Source organism: Bradyrhizobium sp. JHI2711 (assembly GCF_056156565.1).
On sequence record NZ_JBPZPT010000001.1, the window covers coordinates 918,568 to 934,506 of the forward strand.

The 15,939-nt window shown below is 66.2% G+C and carries 15 protein-coding genes; 10 read left to right on the top strand and 5 right to left on the bottom strand.

Going from position 1 to position 15,939, the window contains the following annotated elements; all coding sequences use genetic code 11:
- The first annotated feature begins 64 nt into the window (after nucleotides 1-64).
- Genes ACTEK7_RS04375 through aat form a run of 4 tightly spaced genes read left to right on the top strand, consistent with a single transcriptional unit; the run spans nucleotide 65 to nucleotide 3,876 of the window.
- On the top strand, nucleotides 65-1,591 hold the full coding sequence (locus ACTEK7_RS04375) for a sensor histidine kinase (protein ID WP_225146727.1): 1,527 nt from the start codon (nucleotides 65-67) through the stop codon (nucleotides 1,589-1,591).
- The gene (locus ACTEK7_RS04380) at nucleotides 1,588-2,028 is read left to right on the top strand and encodes a response regulator (protein ID WP_036000093.1); all 441 of its coding nucleotides are present in this window, start codon (nucleotides 1,588-1,590) and stop codon (nucleotides 2,026-2,028) included. Before ACTEK7_RS04375 ends, ACTEK7_RS04380 begins: the two co-directional genes overlap by 4 nt.
- Entirely contained in the window at nucleotides 2,025-3,140 is a 1,116-nt protein-coding gene (locus ACTEK7_RS04385; protein ID WP_225113972.1) for a sensor histidine kinase, read from the top strand. The genes ACTEK7_RS04380 and ACTEK7_RS04385 overlap by 4 nt, the downstream gene beginning before the upstream one ends.
- Before the next feature lie 55 nt (nucleotides 3,141-3,195).
- On the top strand, nucleotides 3,196-3,876 hold the full coding sequence (gene aat / locus ACTEK7_RS04390) for a leucyl/phenylalanyl-tRNA--protein transferase (protein ID WP_225125575.1): 681 nt from the start codon (nucleotides 3,196-3,198) through the stop codon (nucleotides 3,874-3,876).
- A gap of 12 nt (nucleotides 3,877-3,888) precedes the next feature.
- Here the strand turns inward: aat and ACTEK7_RS04395 are convergent, their stop codons facing one another.
- Nucleotides 3,889-4,917: a DUF2155 domain-containing protein gene (locus tag ACTEK7_RS04395; RefSeq protein ID WP_192893224.1), complete on the bottom strand. Its 1,029-nt coding sequence runs from the start codon at nucleotides 4,915-4,917 to the stop codon at nucleotides 3,889-3,891.
- A gap of 204 nt (nucleotides 4,918-5,121) precedes the next feature.
- Here ACTEK7_RS04395 and ACTEK7_RS04400 point away from each other — a divergent pair, with 204 nt between their 5' ends.
- A complete protein-coding gene (locus ACTEK7_RS04400) occupies nucleotides 5,122-6,168 on the top strand; it encodes a Na+-dependent transporter (RefSeq protein WP_225146726.1) in 1,047 nt (348 codons plus the stop codon).
- A 38-nt stretch (nucleotides 6,169-6,206) separates the two neighbouring features.
- Nucleotides 6,207-6,461, top strand: a complete 255-nt coding sequence (locus tag ACTEK7_RS04405; RefSeq protein WP_036000102.1) for a PepSY domain-containing protein — start codon at nucleotides 6,207-6,209, stop codon at nucleotides 6,459-6,461.
- Nucleotides 6,462-6,537: 76 nt separating this feature from the next.
- Here ACTEK7_RS04405 and ACTEK7_RS04410 read toward each other — a convergent pair whose 3' ends face one another.
- Nucleotides 6,538-7,476, bottom strand: coding sequence for a GlxA family transcriptional regulator (locus ACTEK7_RS04410; protein WP_074447899.1), 939 nt, complete (start codon nucleotides 7,474-7,476; stop codon nucleotides 6,538-6,540).
- A 106-nt stretch (nucleotides 7,477-7,582) separates the two neighbouring features.
- Here ACTEK7_RS04410 and ACTEK7_RS04415 point away from each other — a divergent pair, with 106 nt between their 5' ends.
- The gene (locus ACTEK7_RS04415; RefSeq protein WP_225146725.1) at nucleotides 7,583-8,269 is read left to right on the top strand and encodes a DJ-1/PfpI family protein; all 687 of its coding nucleotides are present in this window, start codon (nucleotides 7,583-7,585) and stop codon (nucleotides 8,267-8,269) included.
- A 422-nt stretch (nucleotides 8,270-8,691) separates the two neighbouring features.
- Here ACTEK7_RS04415 and ACTEK7_RS04420 read toward each other — a convergent pair whose 3' ends face one another.
- Nucleotides 8,692-9,099 carry an NADH:ubiquinone oxidoreductase subunit NDUFA12 gene (locus tag ACTEK7_RS04420; RefSeq protein WP_036022873.1) on the bottom strand — a complete coding sequence of 136 codons (408 nt, stop codon included), beginning with the start codon at nucleotides 9,097-9,099 and terminating at the stop codon, nucleotides 8,692-8,694.
- Between the two features lie 240 nt (nucleotides 9,100-9,339).
- Between ACTEK7_RS04420 and ACTEK7_RS04425 the strand changes: the two genes are divergently transcribed.
- The 3 genes from ACTEK7_RS04425 (at nucleotide 9,340) to ACTEK7_RS04435 (ending at nucleotide 12,963) form a co-directional block, all read left to right on the top strand.
- The gene (locus tag ACTEK7_RS04425; protein ID WP_225146724.1) at nucleotides 9,340-10,047 is read left to right on the top strand and encodes a BA14K family protein; all 708 of its coding nucleotides are present in this window, start codon (nucleotides 9,340-9,342) and stop codon (nucleotides 10,045-10,047) included.
- Between the two features lie 238 nt (nucleotides 10,048-10,285).
- Nucleotides 10,286-10,708, top strand: coding sequence for a response regulator (locus ACTEK7_RS04430; protein WP_036022871.1), 423 nt, complete (start codon nucleotides 10,286-10,288; stop codon nucleotides 10,706-10,708).
- The gene (locus ACTEK7_RS04435; RefSeq protein ID WP_225146723.1) at nucleotides 10,705-12,963 is read left to right on the top strand and encodes a CHASE3 domain-containing protein; all 2,259 of its coding nucleotides are present in this window, start codon (nucleotides 10,705-10,707) and stop codon (nucleotides 12,961-12,963) included. Before ACTEK7_RS04430 ends, ACTEK7_RS04435 begins: the two co-directional genes overlap by 4 nt.
- 21 nt (nucleotides 12,964-12,984) lie before the next feature.
- On the opposite strand, the gene ACTEK7_RS04440 is transcribed toward ACTEK7_RS04435, so the two are convergent.
- Both ACTEK7_RS04440 and mdcA read right to left on the bottom strand, forming a co-directional pair.
- Nucleotides 12,985-14,265: a malonyl-CoA decarboxylase domain-containing protein gene (locus tag ACTEK7_RS04440; protein WP_225146722.1), complete on the bottom strand. Its 1,281-nt coding sequence runs from the start codon at nucleotides 14,263-14,265 to the stop codon at nucleotides 12,985-12,987.
- Nucleotides 14,266-14,277: 12 nt separating this feature from the next.
- Nucleotides 14,278-15,924 carry a malonate decarboxylase subunit alpha gene (gene mdcA, locus ACTEK7_RS04445; protein WP_225146721.1) on the bottom strand — a complete coding sequence of 549 codons (1,647 nt, stop codon included), beginning with the start codon at nucleotides 15,922-15,924 and terminating at the stop codon, nucleotides 14,278-14,280.
- Nucleotides 15,925-15,939: the final 15 nt, after the last annotated feature.

Here is a 15,939-nt window from a genome sequence, read left to right on the forward strand (position 1 = left end):
GACGGTTGGGGCCAGTTCCAAGGGGGCATTTTGTACTCGATTGCCTGCAGACAGGTGAACCGTCGTGACGGCTGAAGGCCAGCGACGGCGCGCGTTCTGGCAGATCCTGCTGTTCGCAGCGGGCCTTTTTGTGTTGACCGCGATCAGCGCCGGCTCCGTCTATCTCGTCAACAAGGCGCGCGAAGACAGCAAATGGGTGATTCACACCATCGAGGCTGAAAACCAGATCAACGCCCTCCTGCTGGAAATCCGGCGTGCGGAAAGCACCGCCCGCGGCTACCTGCTGACCCAAAGATCGGATTTCAAGGCAGACCACGACAAGGCCATCGCTGCAATCGTGCCAGCGCTCGACAGGCTCACACGCCTGATCGGCGACAATCCGCAACAGCGCAAGAGCATCGAAAAGCTGAGTTCGGCGATCGAGACGCGGCTCGGCCAATTCGCGCAGGAGATGGATTTCATCCGTCAGGGTCAGCCGGAGAAGGCCGCAGCTTTGGTGCGCGAACTGGCCTCCGCCGATACCACGGCGGCGATCGCCGAAGTCGCGACGGGAATGCTTCAGGAGGAAGAACGCCTGTTCCGCCTCCGCACTACCAACTCCGACCGCAGCCAGACCCTGGCCGCCTCGATGACCGGTATCGGCTCCGGCCTGGTTGTGGTGCTCGCGCTGATCTCGATCTGGCTGGTGCGGCGTTCGACACGCGAGCGCGATGCGGCCGAAGCACGCCTGCGCGATGCCAACCTCAATCTCGAGGCCGTCGTCGACGAGCGCACGGCGGACCTGCGCGAAGCCAACGATGAGATCCAGCGCTTTGCCTATATCGTCAGCCACGATCTGCGCTCGCCGCTCGTCAACATCATGGGCTTCACGAGCGAGCTCGATGAGCTCGGCGGCGACATCTTCCGCCGCATCGGCAGCCTCTCGCACGCCCCTGCGGAAGGAGCGCCGCTCGCGCCCGCCGCGCCGGGCGAGATCGCGCTCGAGGGCGCCGACAAGCAGCTCTCGGAGGATTTCTCCGAAGCGCTCGGCTTCATCAAATCGTCGATCGCCAAGATGGACCGGCTGATCTCGGCCATCCTCAACCTCACCCGCGAGGGCCGGCGCGAATTCCAGCCGGTGAAGATCGACACGCGCGAGCTGATCGAGGCCATCGTGACGACGCTGGCGCACCAGGCCGCCGAGGCGCAGGCCGAGATTCACGTCGAGCCCCTGCCGGACCTCGTGAGCGACCGTCTCGCCCTCGAGCAGATCTTCTCCAACCTGATCGACAATGCCATCAAATATCTCAAGCCCGGCGCGCCCGGCGAGATCAGAATCCGCGGGCGGACCAAGCTCGGCTACGCTATCTTCGAGGTCAGCGACAACGGCCGCGGCATCGATCCCAAGGACCACCAGCGGATATTCGACCTGTTCCGCCGCGCGGGAACCCAGGACAAGCCCGGCCAGGGCATTGGTCTTGCCCATGTGCGTGCACTTGTGCGTCGCCTCGGCGGCACCATGTCGGTATCATCGGAACTCAACACGGGCAGCACCTTCACGATCACGCTGCCGATCGCCTGGAACGTGAGCAACCGGAACAGAGATCGATGACCCAGCCTGTCACCATCATCATGGTCGAGGACGACGAGGGCCATGCCCGTCTGATCGAGCGCAACATCCGCCGCTCGGGCGTCAACAACGAGATCGTCTCCTTCACCACCGGGACCGACGCCATGCGGCACCTGTTCGGCGCCGACGGCTCCGGCCTCGTGCAGAAGGGCAACGCGCTCCTGATCCTGCTCGACCTCAACCTCCCCGACATGACCGGGATCGACATCCTGAAGCAGATCAAGGAGAACAAATACCTGAAGGCCTCGCCCGTGGTGGTGCTGACCACCACCGACGATTCCCAGGAGATCAAGCGCTGCTACGAGCTCGGCTGCAACGTCTACATCACCAAGCCGGTCAACTACGAGAATTTCGCCAACGCCATCCGGCAGCTCGGTCTGTTCTTCTCGGTCATCCAGGTCCCGCCCGCCGCCACATGAACCAGCGCACGCCGACACTGCTCTACATTGACGACGACGGGGCGCTGGCGCGCCTGGTCGATCGCGGCCTGACGCGGCGCGGCTTCCGGGTCGTCCATGCCGCGAGCGGCGAGGAAGGGCTCGAGCACATCCGCCGCGCCGCCGCCCAGAACAGCACCGAAGGCGGCATCGACGTCGTCGCGCTCGATCAGTACATGCCGGGCCTCGACGGGCTCGAGACGCTCGAGCAGATCATGGCGATCCCGGACGCGCCGCCCGTCGTGTTCGTGACCGCCTCGCAGGATTCCAGCATTGCGGTGACGGCGCTCAAGGCGGGAGCGGCCGACTATCTGGTCAAGGACGTCCAGGGCGACTTCATCCCGCTCCTCCACGTCGCGGCCGAAGGCGCGCTGCGCCAGGCCGAGCTGCAACGGGCGCGCGAGGAAGCCGAGGCCGAGATCCACGCCTCGCGCGACCGCTACGCGGCGCTCGCCGCCGAACGCGAGCTCCTGCTGCGCGAGGTCAACCACCGCGTCGGCAACTCGCTCCAGATCATCGCCTCGCTGCTGCACCTGCAGGCAAGCTCCGCCGCACAGGACGAGGTCAAGGCGGCGCTGACCAACGCGATGGGCCGCGTCGCCGCGGTGGCGCAGGTGCACCGCCGCCTGTACACCTCGCAGGACCTCAAGAGCGTGGTCCTCAATCAATATCTGGACTCGCTGCTCGAGGATCTCAGGCGGTCGGCCGAAGGCAACCGCATGTCGCGCCTGACGCTGAAGGCCGAGCCGATCGAGATCGATCCGGACCGTGCGGTCGCCGTCGGCATCATCGTCAACGAGCTGGTGATGAACGCGGTGAAATACGCCTACCCCGACGGCGCCGGCCCGATCCATGTCGAGCTGATCTCGCAAGGCGATGACCTCCTGCTCTCGATCACCGACGACGGCGTCGGCGACAACGCCAAGGCCGATCCGCGCTCCACCGGCATGGGCCAGCGCATCGTCGCGGCCATGGCCACCAAGCTCGACGCCGCGGTCGAGCGCGATCCCGCGCATTCCGGAACCCGGGTTGTGCTGAAGTTCGGCCGCATGCCCGCAAGCGTCGGCAAGACCAGCACCGCTGCCGCCAGCTGAGCGGTCCGGCCGCACCCATCGCAACTGCATTGCGATCCTGCTATGATGGCAAGCCATGACTTCGCGCGACTCCGCCCCGTCTGAAATCACGCCGGCCGTGCTGCTGCGCGCTTATGCCTGCGGCATCTTTCCGATGGCGGAAAGCGCCGACGATCCGACCCTGTTCTGGGTCGAGCCGGAGCTGCGCGGCGTCATCCCGCTCGACGGCTTCCGCGTGGCCTCGCGGCTCGCGCGCACGGTGCGCTCGGATCAGTTTCGCGTCACCGTCAACACCGCGTTCAAGGCGACCATCGCCGGCTGCGCGGCGCCGCAAGTGGGCCGCGAGGACACCTGGATCAACAAGCGCATCCGCGACCTCTATGGCGGGCTGTTCGAGCTCGGCCATTGCCACAGCGTCGAAGCCTGGCAGGGCGACGAGCTGGTCGGCGGTCTCTACGGCGTCAGCCTGGGGCGGGCCTTCTTCGGCGAGAGCATGTTCCACAATGTGCGCGATGCCTCGAAGGTCGCGCTGGTGCATCTGGTCGCGCGGCTCATTCACGGCGGCTTCGAGCTGCTCGACACCCAATATGTCACCGAGCACCTGAAGAGCTTCGGCGCCGTCGAGATCTCGCGGCGACGCTATACCGCGCTGCTCGACAAGGCGCTGGCGGGCGAGCCCGGCGATTTCCTGAAGCTCTCCGCCGGCGAAGCGATCCCGGGCGCACGAGCCCTCGAGATCATCGCTGCGCGGCAATAACGAACAGCTCGGTTAGCGGCCAAATCCGGGAATGCCGAACAGGCCTGGGCGCTGCTCCGGTGGTGGCGGCGGTGGCGGCGCCGGTTGCTGCTGCTGGATCGGCGGCAGCGGCTGCGGCGGGCGCTGCTGCACCTGCTTGGGCGCGGCCTTCTTCTGCGCGGGCGGCGGTGGCGGCGGCTTGGCCGCGGCCGGATCCGGTGCCGCCGTCGCCACAGTCTGCTGCGGCTCTTTGCAGTCGGTCAGCCAGATGTCGTAGATCGGATGCTCGACGCCGTGCAGGCCGGGGCTCGCCGCGTACATCCAGCCCGAGAAGATCCGCTTCACCTCGCCCTGCAAGGTGATCTCGTCGACCTCGACGAAGGCGTCGGTGTTGGCCGCTTCAGTCGCCGGACGCGTGTAGCAGGCGTTGGTCTTGACGCGGAGCGCACCGAACTGGACGGTCTCGCCGATCTCCTCGTCGAAATTGATGATGCGCCCGGTGATCTTGTCGAGGCCGGAGAACGTCGCCTTCTTGTTCACGATCTTCTGGGCCGGCGGCTCCGTCACGACCTCGTCGCCCGGCTGGAGGCTGGCCGGCGTCTGCGGCACGCCGCCCTTCTGCTGGGGCTGCCGCTGACCGGGCGCTCCGGGAGCGCCTTGCGGACCCGGCGGAGTGATCGCGGCCGAGGGCGGCTGGTTCGGGGGCGCGAGGGTCGAGCCCGGCGGCGGTGCTAGGGGCTGGGTCTCGACCGGCCCGGGCATCACGTTGCCCTGCCGGCCCGGAGGCGGCGGCATCGGGCGCGACGGCAGCACCCGGCCCTGCGGCGGCAGCTCCGGCACCTCTTCGTCGTCCTCGGGCATCTGCTGCGGCTGGGGCTGGCCGCGCGGAATGCTGCCGGGCGGCCGCAGCGGCGGCGGATCGGAGAAGATCGTGCCGATCTGCGCACTTGCCGGCGTCGCAGCCGTCAGTGCGGTGGCGGCCAAAAGCGCCGCAAGACCGGTCAGGGAAAAGGTTTTGAACATTTCGCGCGGCTTCAACAGCGAATCGGGCTCGTTGGACATTCTACAGGGGATACCGCCGCTCGCAGGCCTTCCGGTTAACACGCCGAATACGGCGGGGGAAGGGCGGCATCCCTGCCCTTCCCGGCCCGGTCTGGCCAGGCCGGCTCCCGGATGGGATAGTCCTGAGCCCCTCGCCGGGGCACCCCCATGGCCGAAGGCGAGCATGCCCTCCAAAGCGCTACACAGCCGATAATACCGACAGAAATGCCCTCCCTCGTCCGAGCCGTCCTCGCCCTTCCCCTGCGTGCCCTCGGCTGGCTCGGTGGCCAGGGCACGCGCGCGGTGGCGGCGATTGCCTTCATCGCGGTCGCGGTGCCGCCGCTCGGCGCGCTGCTGCGCCCCTACGTCACCGAGGCGATCTTCCTTCTGCTCTGCATCTCCTTCATGCGCGTCGATCTCGGCGCGCTGTACGGACATCTGCGCCGGCCGGCGCTGGTCGCGGCCGCCACCGCCTGGACCACGATCGGCGTGCCGCTGATCGTCGCCCTCGCTGCCCACGCGACGGGGCTCTCCACGAGCTCTCCAGGCCTTGCTCTCGCGCTGATGCTCCAGGGCATGGCCTCGCCGATGATGGCGGCGCCAGCGCTTGCCGCGCTGATGGGCCTCGATGCCGCGCTGGTGCTGGTCACGCTGGTGACCTCGACCGCGCTCGTGCCATTCACCGCCTCGCTGTACGCGAGCCTGTTTCTCGGCGGCATGCTCAGCATCTCTCCGATGACGCTCGGCTTGAAGCTGCTCGGCATCCTCGCCGCATCACTGGTGACCGCCACGATCATCCGCCGTCTGGTGGGCAGTGATGCAATCCAGCGCCACAAGCGGCCGATCGACGGCCTCAACATCATCATACTCTTGGTGTTCGCCTCCGCAGTGATGGGCGACGTCGCAACCGAGTTTCTCGCCGATCCGCTGTTCACGATCGCCGTCGCGCTGCTCGCTTTTGCGGTCTACTTCACCCTCCTCGCCGCAACCACGCTGATCTTCCGACGTGCCGGCACCGAGCGCGCGTTCGCGCTCGGCCTGATGGTGTCACAGCGCAATCTGGGCCTGATGCTGGCGGCCACCGCCGGCGCGCTGCCGGCGACGACCTGGCTCTATTTCGCGCTGACGCAGTTTCCGATTCACTTTGCGCCGTACATGCTGATGCCGATCGCAAGGCGCCTGACGGCACGCACGAATGGGTCCAGCGAGGCAAAAAAGGCCGAAGTTCACTCGTTTGTGTCACAGGAGCGCCGTGAAGGAACAACAATCTAAGGTGGCCGTTCAAGGTCTGTTACCCAAAGGAGGTCGCGATGAGGTTTGCCGTGATTTTGGTTCTCGGCTCGCTCGCGCTGGGCTCGGCCGCGAGAGCCGATCGACCCGGCCCCGACTGGATGCCGATGCAACAAGTGATAGCCAAGATCCTGGAGGCGGGCTATTCCGAGGTCACCAAGCTTGAAGCCGACGATGGCCGGTGGGAGGGCGAAGGCATCAAGAACGGCCAGAAGATGGAATTCCGTGCCGATCCCAAAACCGGCGCCATCGTGAGCGAGAAGCCGGACAAGTGAGCATCGCCGAAGTCCGCTTCTGAGCAACGCCCGACTTCGCCGTTCCGCAGGGCTCGCCAAGTTCTAGAGAAACGCCCTACCCCGCCCGCGCCGCGCGCCGCAACGCCTGCGGCGGCTGGCCATAGGCGCGGATGAAGGCGCGCCGCATGCGCTCGGGGTCGCGGAAGCCGGTCACCTCCGCCACGCGCTCGATCGCCTCGCGCGAGGACTGCACGCGCTCGCGCGCGACTTCGAGCCTGAGCCGCTCGATCGCCTTGGACGGTGTCGTGCCGGTCTCGGCGGCAAAGGCGCGGGCAAAATGCCGCGCGCTCATGCCGGCGCGATCGGCGAGATCCTCCACCGTCAGCGGCGCGTCGAGATTTTCGCGTGCCCAGGACAAGAGCGTGCCGAAGCGTCCGTTTGGCGCCTTCAATTCCAGCAGCGACGAGAACTGCGACTGGCCGCCGCTGCGGCGATGGTACAGAACGAGCTGCCGCGCAGTTGCCTGCGCGATCTCCTCGCCGTGGTCCTCGGTGACCATAGCCAGCGCGAGGTCGATCCCTGCGGTGATACCTGCGGAGGTCCACACATTGCCGTCGCGGGTAAAAATCTGGTCCGGCTCGAACTTCACCTTGGGAAAGCGCGCGATGAAATCGCGCGTCCGTCCCCAATGCGTGGTGGCGCGGCGGCCGTCGAGAAGCCCCGCCTCGGCGAGGACGAAGGCGCCCGAGCAGACGCTCGCGACCCGCACGCCGCGCCTTGCAAGCCGCTGCACGAAGGCCCGCGTGATCTGACAGCGCCCAGCTTCCGCGACGCCCATGCCGCCGGCGACGACGAGCGTCGTGATCGCGTTCGCGGTCTTGAAGTCGCGCGCCATCATCTCGACGCCGGACGAGCTGCGCACCAGCCCCGGCTTGGCGGCCAGCACGCGGATGGCTGGCGCCTTGCCGAGGCAGCGCGCTGCGATCTCGAACGCCGAGATCGGACCTGCCGCATCGAGCAGCTGGAAGTCCGGGAAGATCAGGATGCCGATCATGGGCCAAGCCGTAACGTATGTCCGAAAGCGAGGGAATTATGCCATTTCGGACAGAAGGGCACCATGCCATTCTGCCGGCGTCAAGCGCATTATCGGAGGCTCTCCCATGTCGTCACCGCTCCAGATCGGAATCCTGGTATTTCCGCGCGTCACCCAGCTCGATTTCACCGGCCCCTTGCAGGTGTTCGCCATGGTCCCGGACGCAAAGCTGCACCTGATCTGGAAGCGGATCGAGCCGGTGCCGAGCGATTCCGTGCTGACGCTGACGCCGACTACGACCTTTGCGGATTGCCCCCAGCTCGATGTCATCTGCGTGCCGGGCGGCCAGGGCACCAACGACCTTCTCAACGACGAGGACGTGCTCGCATTCCTGCGCAGGCAAGCGGCAGGCGCCAAGTACGTCACCTCGGTCTGCACGGGATCGCTGGCCCTCGGCGCCGCCGGCCTTCTGAAGGGCTACCGCGCCGCCACCCATTGGAGCGCAATGGAGATGCTCGCACAGTTCGGCGCGACGCCGACCAAGACACGCGTCTGCGTCGATCGCAACCGCATCACCGGCGGCGGCGTCACCGCCGGGATCGATTTCGCGCTGACGCTGGTCTCGATCATGGTCAATCGCACCACCGCCGAAGCGATCCAGCTCCAGATGGAATATAATCCAGCCCCGCCGTTCAATGCCGGATCGCCCGACACCGCGCCAGCCGAAGTGCTGGCGCTGCTGAGGGAGCGCGGCGCGCAGAACCATGCACGGCGGCTCGAGGCGGTGCAGCGCGCGGCCGAGCGGGTGGCGTAAAGGATCGGGCTTGCTCTTGTACCCCGGACGCAGCGCAGCGCTGCACGCTGCACCGCGTCCGGGACACGCGAGGCGAACAACGACAGAAAAAGGCCGCTCGGTTTCCCGAGCGGCCTTTCCTGTCTCACGGTGGCTGCACATTCACATCGGGCGATGTCGGAGCTTCCAGACCGGGGGCCTATCTCCCGATCGAGTCCTTCCTCGGCGGCCGCTGCATCTCGGGACAGTCGCGAACTGTTGCCCGAACCGAACGCGATGGTCTCCCATCTCCGTAAGATGGGATCATTGAGCCGCATCGCCCGCCTCGCGGCAACACCTGCGCAGGCGGCATCCCCGCTGTTCCCGTTGTCCACAGCGGCGCGGCGCGGATGCATGTGCATCCGCTTTGGACGATGGTGATTCGTGGGTCGGCCGAAAGGGGCTTAGCCGGGCGTCCAGGGCTGATAGTCGCCGGTCGCCTTGGGACGCCTGCCGCTGGCGAGCGTCGAGCCGGAGGGACGATAGGCCTTGGCCGTGCCGGTGAGATTCGGCTGGTGCGGCTTCTCCCACTCGCGCGGCTGATAATCGATCTCGGTCGGCGGCTTGTCGACGACGTGGTGGATCCAGCCATGCCAGGACGGCGGAATCCGGCTCGCTTCCGCGTAGCCGTTATAGATCACCCAGCGCCGCTCGAAGCCGAGCGCCGGATCGATCGCCCCGCCCCGCGTGCGGTAGTAACGGTTGCCCTGCTCGTCCTCCCCGACCAGCTCGCCATACCGCTTGGTCCAGAGCTGGGTGCCAAAGGTCTGGCCATTCCACCAGGTGAAGAACTTGAGGAAGAATTGTTTCATGCGGCAAGGGCCCTGCTTCGTGGGGTCCTGATGCCATCCGGGGGCCGAAATGTCCAGTTCGGCAGGCGCGTCGGCGCCCCCGCAAATCCGCCTGCCGCGCACGCCCCTGCCGCAAAGCCGACGCGATTCATTCATGCCCGGTACAGCGGCGGGACCTGAGGCTCCATGCGCGCGCAAACCGGCGTGATCCCAGGAACCCCCGCGCTTTCTCAGGGTTGCTTTCCGGGAAAGGAGTTTACCATGAACAGTCTGAAATTGTTGAGTGCCGCTGCGACGGTGGCGTTGGTTCTTCCCTTGGCGAGCCCGAGCTTTGCGCAGCAGAGTCGTGCCGCCGCGGTCGGAGCGGGCGGTGGTGCGGCGATCGGTGGCGGAGGTGCCGCGGTCGGTGGCGGAGGCGGCGGCTTCGGTGGCGGCGCCCGCATGGGCGGCGGCGGCGCCGCGTTCCAGGGCGGTGGCGGCGGTTTCGGGGGCGGAGCGGCGATGCGCCCGGGCGGTGGCAATTTCGCAGGCGGTGGCGCGGTCCGTCCGGGCGGTGGCAGTTTCGTCGGGGGCGCGGCAGACCGTGCCGCTATCTCGCCGAGCTTCAGTGGGACCCGTAGCGCTGCAGTTGCGGGCAACTGGCAGGGCGGCAGCGGCAATTGGCAGGGCGGCAGCTGGAGCGGTCGTCACTGGCACGGTCGCCACCACCATCATCATCGCCACGGCGGCTTCTGGCCGGGCTTTGCGGCTGGCGCCGCGATCGGCGGCCTCGGCTCCTACGCCTATTACGGCAGCGGCTACGGCTATTACGATGATCCCTACTACTACGGCTACTATGACGAGCCGTCGGTTGCCGTAGTGCAGGATGGCGGCGGCGACGCCGCTTATTGCGCGCGGCGCTTCAAATCTTACGACCCGGCCTCGGGCACCTATCTCGGCTACGACGGCCGGCGGCATCCTTGCCCGTAAGCAGATCGCGAAGACTAGAGGCGAAAGGCGCCGCAGCGATGCGGCGCCTTTTTTTGCAATCGGCGCCTTCCTCGCTCCTTTCGGCTCCATCACCTCGCAGATAAATACAAATCGATGCAAATGGACCTTTATGCACCAAACCGTGCATATCCTGCGCGATCCAATCGCAAATTGACCGGACCCACGATTCGCGGATATCACAAACCACAGTGGGGACTTCGATCTTCTGGGAAGTGTCATGCCGCGTATTCTCGTGGTTGATGACGATCCGATGGTCGGCGCGACCATCGAGGTCCTCCTCCAACGTCAGGGCTTCGACGTCACGCTGACCGACGGCGGCGAAACAGGACTGGCTGCGCTGGAATCGCAAGCCTTCGACGTCATGCTGGTCGACATCTTCATGCCGCATATGCGCGGCTTCGAATCCATCCGCATCTTTCACGAGCGCGCCCCTGCCACGCCGCTGATCGCGATGTCGGGCTATGCCTTCGCGTCGTCCGCCTCGCCCTCTCCCGATTTTCTCCGCATGGCGCTTGAGCTCGGCGCAACGCGCTGCCTGCGCAAGCCGTTCACGCCGGAAGCGCTGCTGACCACGATCCGGGAATGCCTTGCCGGCGCGGGCGAGAGCGCGCCGCCGAAGGACCAGAAAGAAGCCCCTTGATTCCAACGCAGCGCGTCATTCTCGGTGTTGGACTTGCCATCCTCCTGATCATCACCGCGGCCTCGATCGCCCTCGACGTCAAGTCGCGGTCCGACGCGGCGTCGGTGAACCACACCGTCCAGGTGCAAAAGAAGATCTCCGATCTGCGCGTGCTGCTGCGCCGGGCCGAGAGCGCCGCGCGCGGCTACGAGCTCTATCGCAGCCAGGGCTTCAGCGACGAGTTCCAGGCGGTGCACGCCAAGCTCGCGCCGGCCCTCGCCGAGCTCAAGCGCGACGTGCGCGACACCCCCGATCAGGTCGCCCTGCTTGAGGGCACCGAGCCGCTGGCGCTGCGCCGGATCGAGATCGCCGCCACCGCGATGCGCCTGCGGGCCGCCAACGACCAGGCCGGCATTGCCGCGCTCAACAGCAAGGCCGAGGGCCGCGGCCTCATGGACACGGTGATGCGCAATCTCGACCGCCTGAGCGCGGAGGAAGAACGCCTGCTCGCCGCCCGCTCCCAGGATTCGCGCCGCACCGGCATCGTGCTGCTCGGCATCGACGTCGCCGGCGCCGTGCTGATCCTGCTCCTGGTCGCATTGGTGATGCGCGAAAGCCGCCGCACGACGGGTGAGCTCCAGAGCTCGCTCGAGCAGACCCAAGCCGCCAAGGCGGCGCTCGAGGCGGCGGTGGCCGAACGCACCGAGCACCTCGTCGCCGCGCATGACGAATTGCGCCTGTCGGTCAACGTGCTCCAGAGCACGTTTCGCAGCATGGCGGAGGCGGTGCTGGTCATCGACGCCGAGGGCACCGTGCTGCTGTCCAATCCGGCCGCCGAGCGCATGCTGCTGCATCGCACCGGCATGAACGTCGGCAATCTGCGCGCGCTGTCCGACGTGTTTCACGGCGACGGCGTCACGCCGCTTCCGGCCGACGAGCTGCCATCGACGCGCGTGCTGCGCGGCGAGCAGTTCGAAGAGCTGGAGATGATCGTCCGCCCGCACAGCGGCAACCCGCCGCGCCATCTCATGGTCAGCGGCCGGCCGATGCGGGACGGGCAAGGCAACATCTCCGGCGCGGTGCTGGTCTATCACGATGCGACGACCTCGCGCGAGACCGAGCGGCAGTTGCACCAGTCGCAGAAGCTGGATGCGATCGGCAAGCTGACCGGCGGCGTCGCGCATGACTTCAACAACATGCTCACGGTCATCTCCGGCAACACCGAGACGCTGGTGGAGCGCCTGAAGGACCAGCCCGAGCTGCAGCGCACGGCCCGGCTGATCGACGATGCCGCCGAACGCTGCGCCGAGCTGATCCAGCACCTCTTGGCATTCGCGCGCCGGCAGCCGCTCGAGCCGCGCAACGTCGACATCAACGCCGCGATCTCGGATATCGCAAAGCTTCTGCGCCCCACCCTCGGCGAGCAGATCCAGATCGAGACTGTGCTGGAGCAGGGGCCGATGACGACGCATATCGATCCGTCCAGGCTCACCAACGCCGTGCTCAACATGGCGATCAACGCCCGCGACGCCATGCCGGGCGGCGGCAAGCTGCTGCTGGAGACCCACCGCGTCGTGCTCGACGAAGCCTATGCGCAGGCCAATGCCGACGTGGCAGCGGGCCCCTACATCATGCTCGCGGTCAGCGATTCCGGCACCGGCATGCCCTCTGACGTGCAGCAGAAGGCGTTCGAGCCCTTCTTCACAACCAAGGAGGTCGGCAAGGGATCCGGCCTCGGCCTCTCCATGGTCTACGGCTTCGTCAAGCAATCCGGCGGCCACATCAAGATCTACAGCGAGGAAGGCCACGGCACCACGATCAAGCTCTACCTGCCGCCGGGCGAAGGCGCAGCGGACATCGCAACCGGCGTCACGCCGACGGCCGAAGGCGGCGCCGAGACCATTTTCGTGGTCGAGGACGATCCGCTGGTCCGCAACTTCGTCACCGCGCAGCTCCAGAGCCTTGGCTACAAGACGGTCGCCGCGTCCGACGGCAAGGCGGCGCTGGACCTGATCGAGGCCGGGCAGAGCTTCGACCTGCTGTTCACCGACGTCGTCATCCCCGGCGGCATGAGCGGCCGCGAGCTCGCCGACGAGGTGGCGAGGCGCCGGCCGGGCGTGAAGGTGCTCTACACCTCCGGCTACACCGACAACGCCATCGTCCATCACGGCAAGCTCGACGACGGCTTGCTGCTGCTGACCAAGCCCTATCGGCGCAACCAGCTCGCCGAGATGATCCGCAAGGCGCTGAACGGCGGCGGGATGGCGCCGAGCTAGCGCAACGAACTTGATCGCGGCTCAGTCGGTGATGTGCAGTAGAGCATCGACATCAGGCGAACGGACGATAGTGCCGTCGCGTACAAATGCTTCGTGATTGGTCTCAATGGTGTTGTGGTCATAAAGATAGTTGACCATGATCCCGAAGGATTCTTGAATCGCACGCAGAGCGGTATTGCCGAGCCAATTGATGCGTTCGAGCCGTGCGCCGTTGCCGAGGTGAAAACGCGCCACGGGGTCGATGCGTATCGAGGGCTTCCGTGTCAGATAGCTAGCGCAGAGCCGCAGCAAGGGCACGCGCAGCTTCTCGCTCTGCGCCGGGTCATTCCACCAGCTATCGCTCTCCAGTTGCGATAACAGCGCCGCATCGGGATCACTTGCATTTGCAAGCCGATTAGCGAGCCATTGCCGAAATCCCGGTACCGGAGATAGGGTGGAAAAACGCTTCAGTTGCGGAAACTCCGACTGCAGCTCTTCAACGACCTGCTTGATCAGGAAATTGCCGAACGCCACGCCGCGCAGGCCGTCCTGACAATTGGAGATCGAGTAGAAGATCGCGGTGTCGGCGCGCGCGGCGCGCTGCTGCGCGATGGCTTCACCGTCGTCCTGCGACAACAACGGCTGCACGGCCGTGGCCAGTCCTTCCACCAAAGCAACCTCGACGAAAATCAGTGGCTCGCCTGGAAGTGCGGGATGAAAGAAGCCAAAGCAGCGCCGATCGGGTGCAAGGCGCCGGCGCAGGTCGTCCCAGCCCTTGATTTCGTGCACGGCTTCGTAGGCGATCAGCTTTTCCAGCACCGCGGCCGGTGTCTGCCAGTCGATGCGCCGCAACTCGATGAAGCCGCGGTTGAACCATGAGGCGAACAAATGCTTGAGATCCGCGTCGAGCAACTTCAGTTCGGGGTCAGTGCGCATGTATGAAGCAATTTCGCTGCGAATCGCGATCAGCGCGCTGATCCCGCCGGGTGCCATGTTGATTCGCCGCAGCAGTTCCTGGCGCGGCGGCTCGGCAGCACGCGCGAGTGCGGCCGCGGCTTCTGCGGTGCCTTCGGCGAGGTAGCGCTGCGCCGCCGCGCGCAAAGCCGGACCGTGAGGATGGAATTCCGTGGCGAGATAGCGCTGAAAGCAGCGGCGATCGTTGTCGTCGAGTGCACCAAGCATCTCGCGCAATTGCCGCGCGACCAGCGCTCCTGAGGCCTGGCTGCGCTCGGAGAGCAGCGATGCTGCGAGCTGCTTCGCGCGATCGAGGGGCGGCATTGTCGTGCTGGATGGATCGTTGAAAGTTTGGCGGATTGCGGACATGACTATTCCTCCTCAAGCTTGGGCGGTGACGGCGCGGCGGAACTTGGCCGGTGGCGCGTAGAGTCCGCTCGAGGCGGCCACGAGGTCATCGATCGTCTTGGCGGCGAGCAGATCGCGCGTCGCCGTGCCGACGTCGATGCCAAGGTCTGCCGGAAACATCACGATGCCGCGACGGCGGAGGCTCTCGGTTGTGTCAGGCGATTGGCGCTTGCCAAATTCGGTGTCGCTGGCGATCGCGCGCAATGCCGCCTCGCGATCTTGTGGTGATTGGCAGCGCAAGAGGTTCGCCACGGCCTTCTCGGTGATGACATGGCTCACGTCGTCGCCATAGATCATCACCGGCGGCAATGCGAAGCCGGCGGAGGCGGCCAGATCGAACGCGTCCAGACGCTCGACAAAACTGGGCGTGCCGTTTGGCTGATGGGTCTGCACCATCTGCACCACAAGCTTGCGCCCGCGTAAGGGATCGCCTGCTTCCTGACCGGCGCGAAGCCAGGTGGGGCTGTCGTGGCGACGACCGCGTGCATCCGCGCCCATGTTCGGCGCACCGCCGAAGCCTGCGATCCGGTCTTTTGTTGCCGTCGAACTGTTGCCTCGCGCGTCGATTTGCAGCGTGGCCCCAACAAACATGTCGCAGGCATATTGTCCGGCGACCTGCGCCAGTGCCCGGTTCGACCGCAGGCTGCCGTCGGCGCCGATCGGGAATATATCGGCGTGCTTTGCGACGTAGCGCTCCATACCGAGCTCGGAGCCGAAGCAATAGACGCCGTCGACGAAGCCGGCTTCGATCGCCGGGATCAGGGTCGGGTGCGGGTTGAGCACGAATTGGCTCGCGATCTTGCCCTTCAGGCCACGCCGGGCGGCAAATGTCGGGAGGATCAGCTCGATCGCCGCGGTGGCGTAACCGATGCCGTGGTTGAGCCGCCGGACCTCAAATGGCTCATAGACCGCAGCAATCGCCATCATCGCCATCAGCACGTTCTCGTCCCTTACTTTGGCGGGGTCGCGCGTGAACAGAGGCTCGATCGCGTAAGGCTTTGGGCTCGGTATGACGAAATCGACCCAGTCGCCGGGGACGTCTACTCGCGGCAACCGGTCAACGATCTCGTTGACTTGCGCCACGACAATGCCGCCGCGAAAGGCCGCGGATTCGGCGATGGTCGGCGTGTCTTCGGTGTTGGGACCGGTGTAGAGATTGCCGTTGCGGTCGGCCTTGTCGGCGACGATCAGCGCCACGTGCGGCGTCAGGTCCACCAACATCCGAGCATAGAGCTCGAGATAGGTATGGATTGCGCCGATCTTCACCGTGCCGCTGCCGACCAGTTCGGCGAGCTTGCGGCTCTGCGGACCTGCGAAGGCAAAATCGAGCCGATTGGCGACACCGCGCTCGAACACGGCGAGATGATCGGGCAGCGCCAGCACCGACTGCACCATGTGCAGATCGTGAATCTGCGCCGGATCCACGCTCGTCAGGGCGGCGGCAAGAAAATCGGCCTGCTTCTGATTGTCGCCCTCGATGGCAACGCGGTCGCCCGGCTCGATGATCGCTTCGAGCAACTCGGTCGCGCGCTCGGCAGGGCAGAGCTTTTCAGAGCAGATCGTGGCGGCCCGAGCTAGCCTCGCGGAGCGATCCGCTCCCGGTCGTGATGTGGCGTGCATGATGAACCTCCTTCG

Coding starts and splice junctions, on each gene's coding strand:
- ACTEK7_RS04380 (WP_036000093.1), top strand. CDS start 1,588: ATGACCCAGCCTGTCACCATCATCATGGTCGAGGACGACGAGGGCCAT.
- mdcA (WP_225146721.1), bottom strand. CDS start 15,924: ATGCACGCCACATCACGACCGGGAGCGGATCGCTCCGCGAGGCTAGCT.
- ACTEK7_RS04425 (WP_225146724.1), top strand. CDS start 9,340: ATGAACAGTCTGAAATTGTTGAGTGCCGCTGCGACGGTGGCGTTGGTT.
- ACTEK7_RS04420 (WP_036022873.1), bottom strand. CDS start 9,099: ATGAAACAATTCTTCCTCAAGTTCTTCACCTGGTGGAATGGCCAGACC.
- ACTEK7_RS04430 (WP_036022871.1), top strand. CDS start 10,286: ATGCCGCGTATTCTCGTGGTTGATGACGATCCGATGGTCGGCGCGACC.
- ACTEK7_RS04415 (WP_225146725.1), top strand. CDS start 7,583: ATGTCGTCACCGCTCCAGATCGGAATCCTGGTATTTCCGCGCGTCACC.
- ACTEK7_RS04440 (WP_225146722.1), bottom strand. CDS start 14,265: ATGTCCGCAATCCGCCAAACTTTCAACGATCCATCCAGCACGACAATG.
- ACTEK7_RS04410 (WP_074447899.1), bottom strand. CDS start 7,476: ATGATCGGCATCCTGATCTTCCCGGACTTCCAGCTGCTCGATGCGGCA.
- aat (WP_225125575.1), top strand. CDS start 3,196: ATGACTTCGCGCGACTCCGCCCCGTCTGAAATCACGCCGGCCGTGCTG.
- ACTEK7_RS04385 (WP_225113972.1), top strand. CDS start 2,025: ATGAACCAGCGCACGCCGACACTGCTCTACATTGACGACGACGGGGCG.
- ACTEK7_RS04405 (WP_036000102.1), top strand. CDS start 6,207: ATGAGGTTTGCCGTGATTTTGGTTCTCGGCTCGCTCGCGCTGGGCTCG.
- ACTEK7_RS04400 (WP_225146726.1), top strand. CDS start 5,122: ATGCCCTCCCTCGTCCGAGCCGTCCTCGCCCTTCCCCTGCGTGCCCTC.
- ACTEK7_RS04395 (WP_192893224.1), bottom strand. CDS start 4,917: ATGTCCAACGAGCCCGATTCGCTGTTGAAGCCGCGCGAAATGTTCAAA.